Below are 4,259 nucleotides of genomic sequence, written 5' to 3'. Positions count from 1 at the left end.
GGATCCGCAAACGTTGCAAAACCTGTTGCGGGCTGCCTACCAACAGCTTTTGGAACGCCAGCCCTACCAGCACGAGAAAACAGGAGAGCTGGAGAAAATCGAGCAGGACTTCTTGCGGGGGCGGATCGGGATTAAGCGCTTGGTTCGCCAGATTGGGGGATCCCGGCTCTACCGGCAACTCTTTTTCAGTGCCGGCTGCAACACCCGCTGTGTAGAGCAGGGCTTCAAGCACTTTTTGGGACGGGCCCCGGCCAGCAAGGAGGAGGTGGCCGCCTACCACGACATTTTGGTGCACCAGGGCTTGCAGGCCATGGTCAATGCCTTTATCGACTCGGAGGAGTACCGCCACCAGTTCGGCAACGACCATCTGCCCCACCCCCGCCAACGGCTGAGCGGCCACCCACCTTTGGCCTACTTGCTGACAAACCAAATGCACCGGCGCCATGAGCTGGGGATGCAGGGATCCCCGCTTTTGCACAGTTTGGCGGCGATGGAAGTGGGGATCCCTTAGGCAGTGGGGCCGGGGAGGAAGTCGAGGGTATAGGCTTGGCGAACCTCCAGACCCGCTGCGCCGATCCCCAGGGCCACCATCTCCTGAAAGTAGGTTTGCCAGCGCTGGTGGGTCATGGCGCCGATCCCCAGCGTGGCGGCATCTCCACTGGTGAGAAGGCCGTAGTCTTTTAGGGCTTGGTGGGCGTAGGCCAGGAGGGCCTCGCTCATGTTGGGGTTGTCTTGGCGGATGAGGCGATTGCCGGGGCGGGGATCCTCTAGGTAGCTCTGCCAGCCCTGGATGGAGGCAGCTACAAATTTTCGTACCTGCTCCGGGTGCTGTTCGGCAAAGGGGCGGGTGGTCTCCAGGGTGGTGGCGTAGGGGGAATAGCCGTAGTCGGCCAGCAGAAAAACGACGGGATCAAAGCCCCCCTCCTGGCGCACGCGGAAGGGCTCGGAGGTCACATAGCCCTGCTGGGCAGAAGACTTGTCCAGCAAGAAGGGCGTGAGGCTGAGGTTGTAGGGGCGCTTCTGCTCGTCGGTAAAGCCAAATTTGGCCCGCAAAAAAGGCCAGTAGGTGAGGTTGGCCCCCGGTGACACCCAGATGGGCTTGCCCCGCAGGTCTTCCAGGCGCTCGATGCCCACCCCTGGATGGGCCAAGAGACACTGGGGATCCTTCTGGAAAAAGGCGGCCACGGTGAGAACAGGGATCCCAGCTTGCAGAGCCGCCAGAGCGTCGGGGCTGCCGCCGAGCACAAAATCTGCCGCTCCCCCGGCTAGCAGTTGCAGCACGTTAACCGCCGTTCCCCCCATGCGGATTTCCACCTGCAGACCGTAGTCGGCGTAGATGCCGGTGGCCAGGGCTTGGTAAAAGCCGCCGTGTTCGGCCTGGGCGTACCAGTTGGTGACCAGTCGCAAGGGCCGGGATCTGGCCGAAGAGGGGCGGGAGCCCGCTCCTACTGCTAGCAGAGCAGCTCCACTGGCCAAAAAACGCCGCCGCGGCCAAGGCTCTGGAGTTACACCGGACATAGGCAGGGATCCTCAGGCGGCCACGCTTTCAGTATCTCGCAAGTAGACCAGTTTTTCCTCAGGCTGGCCACCCCTTGGAAGAGGAGCTGTTGGGAGGCGTCTTCGATTTATATTTGCAAAGCAAGCGGGATCCCCTTCTTACAAGGGGCAAGATCGACATTCCAAGGGGTAGGGCATGGGCAAGGTGTATCTAGTGGGGGCAGGGCTGGGCGGGCGGGCGGGCCTGACGCAGGGAGCACTGGAGATCCTACGGCAGGCTGAGGCTATCTGGATCGACGAGCTGGTGGATGAGCGCTTGTTGGCAGAGTTGCCGCCGCAGGCGCAGGTGTGGCGACGCTCTGGGCCAGGAAGCCTCCAGGAGGGCATCCACTGGCTCATCCAGCGCTGCCGAGAAGGCAAACAGGTGGTTCACCTCAAGTCAGGGGATCCCTTGATCTTTGGCCGCGCTCGCGAGGAGATCCAAGCCCTTAGGGAGGCGGGCTGTCCCTTTGAGATTTGGCCGGGGTTGTCGTCGGCCCTGGCTGGCCCCCTCTGGGCAGGGATCCCCCTGACCGATAAGCACTTAAGCCGCGTTTTTGCCGTGCTGACTGCCCACGATCTAGAGGCCTTGCCCTGGGGCGCCCTGGCCCAGTTGGATACTTTGGTGATTTTGATGGGATCCCGGCAGCGACAGCACATTGGCGCACGGCTGGTGGAGTCTGGGATCCCGGCAGACCGACCGGTGGCTGTGATCTGGGGAGCGGGGCAAGCAGAGCAGCAGGTGTGGGTGGGCACCTTGGCCGAGCTGCAGCAGGGGGAGAGTCAGGCAAAGTTGCCGGGCCTACTGGTGGTTGGGGAGGTGGTGCGGCTGCGGCAGGACTTTTTGCCGGGGATCCCACCCTTGCCGCCACCGGCTCCTTTGGCAGGCAAGACGGTGCTGGTTACCCGTTCTGAGGGGCAATCGCCAGCTTTTTGTGAGTTGCTGCAGGCCCAGGGGGCGCGGGTGCTGGAAATGCCCACCCTGGTGATCCAGCCGCCCACGAGCTGGGATCCCTTGGATACAGCCATTGCCCGCCTGGGCCAATTCAACTGGCTGTTGCTGACTTCGGCCAACGGGGTGCAGGCTTTCTTTGAGCGGTTGCAGCGGCAGGGGCGAGATAGCCGAGCACTCCACTCCCTGCAAGTGGCGGTGGTGGGATCCAAAACCGCTTCCGTGCTGGCCCAGTACGGCATTCGCCCGGATCTGATGCCCTCCGAGTTTGTGGCCGAAGCCCTGCTACCCATTTGGCCGCAGCCAGTGCAGGGGCAGCGCATCCTCTTTCCCCGCGTTGAGTCAGGAGGGCGGGAGGAGCTGGTACAGGGGTTGCGGCAGCGAGGAGCAGAGGTGGTGGAGGTGGCCGCCTATCAGTCCGCCTGTCCAGCAGCAGCGGATCCCCAGGTCCTGGAAGCTCTTAAAGCCCACCAGGTGGACATCCTCACCTTTGCCAGCTCCAAGACAGTACAGCATTTTGCCCACTTGATCCAGCAGGCAGGGCTAGGCCCTGAGATCTGGGATCCACCCGTGCAGATTGCCGCCATTGGCCCCAAGACGGCCGCAACCTGCAAGGCTGCATTTGGTCGAGTGGACATCGCAGCCCAGGAGTATACTTTGGAAGGATTGGTGGAAGCCCTCATCCAAGCGACCAACCGTTCTACCTAGCCTTTTCAGGCCGTTCGCGGTAGCGGTGCAGAGTACCCAGGTGCTCCTCATAGTGAGCCCCCATCAGCCAAACGGAACTCTCCTGGCCCGGTATCCCAATAGATACACCCAGACACCATGTGGCAGACGGCCAAGCTCTACGAAGACATTCTTTACGAAAAAACGGATGGCATTGCCAAGATCACCATCAACCGTCCCCACAAGCGCAACGCCTTCCGCCCCAAGACCATTGCCGAGCTGATTGATGCGTTTGCCGATGTGCGAGAGGATCCCAGGATTGGAGTAGTGCTCTTAACAGGCGCCGGGCCCCATACCGATGGGAAGTATGCCTTCTGCGCCGGCGGGGATCAAAGCGTACGGGGCGAGGCCGGTTACCTGGATGAGGCCGGGATCCCTCGTCTCAATGTGCTGGATCTGCAGCGCATCATCCGCTCTTTGCCCAAGGTGGTGATTGCCCTAGTGGCAGGCTACGCCATTGGGGGTGGCCATGTTTTGCATCTCATCTGCGACCTGACCATTGCCGCCGATAATGCCATCTTTGGGCAAACCGGCCCTAGGGTGGGCAGCTTCGATGGGGGCTTTGGGGCCGCCTACCTGGCGCGAGTGGTGGGGCAAAAAAAAGCCCGCGAGATTTGGTTCCTCTGCCGCCAATACACCGCAGCCCAAGCCCTAGAGATGGGTCTGGTCAATGCCGTGGTGCCAGTGGAAGAGCTAGAAGCTGAAGGGATCCGCTGGGCGCAAGAAATTCTCCAGCACAGCCCCTTAGCCATCCGCTGCCTCAAAGCCGCCTTCAACGCCGACTGCGATGGGCAGGTGGGGCTGCAGGAGCTGGCCGGAGATGCGACGTTGCTGTTCTACATGACCGAAGAAGCTGCTGAGGGCAAACGCGCCTTTTTGGAAAAGCGCCCACCTAACTTTCGCCAGTTTCCCTGGCTGCCATAGTTTGTTTGTTTTCATTAAATTCCACTTCCCCGAAGGGAAGCGACCTGTAGGGCTGGGCTTTACCTCAAACTCAAGCAGCAGCACCACCTGACGGAAATACCGCTGTCGATATTCCGCCAGG

Annotated in this window: 4 protein-coding genes; 3 read left to right on the top strand and 1 reads right to left on the bottom strand. The window is 61.5% G+C overall.

Features of this window, described 5'->3' with window-relative positions:
• On the top strand, positions 1-511 hold a 511-nt coding region (locus NW820_RS06080; RefSeq protein WP_414406978.1), incomplete at its 5' end, for a phycobilisome rod-core linker polypeptide.
• Here NW820_RS06080 and NW820_RS06075 read toward each other — a convergent pair.
• Entirely contained in the window at positions 508-1,518 is a 1,011-nt protein-coding gene (locus NW820_RS06075; RefSeq protein ID WP_414344061.1) for an ABC transporter substrate-binding protein, read from the bottom strand. The two genes, NW820_RS06080 and NW820_RS06075, sit on opposite strands and share 4 nt — an antisense overlap.
• 175 nt (positions 1,519-1,693) lie before the next feature.
• On the opposite strand from NW820_RS06075, the gene cobA reads away from it, so the two are divergent.
• Positions 1,694-3,196: a uroporphyrinogen-III C-methyltransferase gene (gene cobA / locus NW820_RS06070; RefSeq protein ID WP_414406977.1), complete on the top strand. Its 1,503-nt coding sequence runs from the start codon at positions 1,694-1,696 to the stop codon at positions 3,194-3,196.
• A 117-nt stretch (positions 3,197-3,313) separates the two neighbouring features.
• Positions 3,314-4,138 carry a 1,4-dihydroxy-2-naphthoyl-CoA synthase gene (menB, locus tag NW820_RS06065; RefSeq protein WP_011432215.1) on the top strand — a complete coding sequence of 275 codons (825 nt, stop codon included), beginning with the start codon at positions 3,314-3,316 and terminating at the stop codon, positions 4,136-4,138.
• Positions 4,139-4,259 lie beyond the last annotated feature (121 nt).

It is taken from the genome of Synechococcus sp. R55.7 (genome assembly GCF_047461955.1).
Taxonomy (GTDB): Bacteria; Cyanobacteriota; Cyanobacteriia; order Thermostichales; family Thermostichaceae; genus Thermostichus.
This window is presented reverse-complemented; position numbering and strand designations above follow the sequence as displayed.

What these genes read in the sequence shown, in the direction of transcription:
- NW820_RS06075 (WP_414344061.1), bottom strand. Translation starts at nt 1,518, where the DNA reads ATGTCCGGTGTAACTCCAGAGCCTTGGCCGCGGCGGCGTTTTTTGGCC.
- cobA (WP_414406977.1), top strand. Translation starts at nt 1,694, where the DNA reads ATGGGCAAGGTGTATCTAGTGGGGGCAGGGCTGGGCGGGCGGGCGGGC.
- menB (WP_011432215.1), top strand. Translation starts at nt 3,314, where the DNA reads ATGTGGCAGACGGCCAAGCTCTACGAAGACATTCTTTACGAAAAAACG.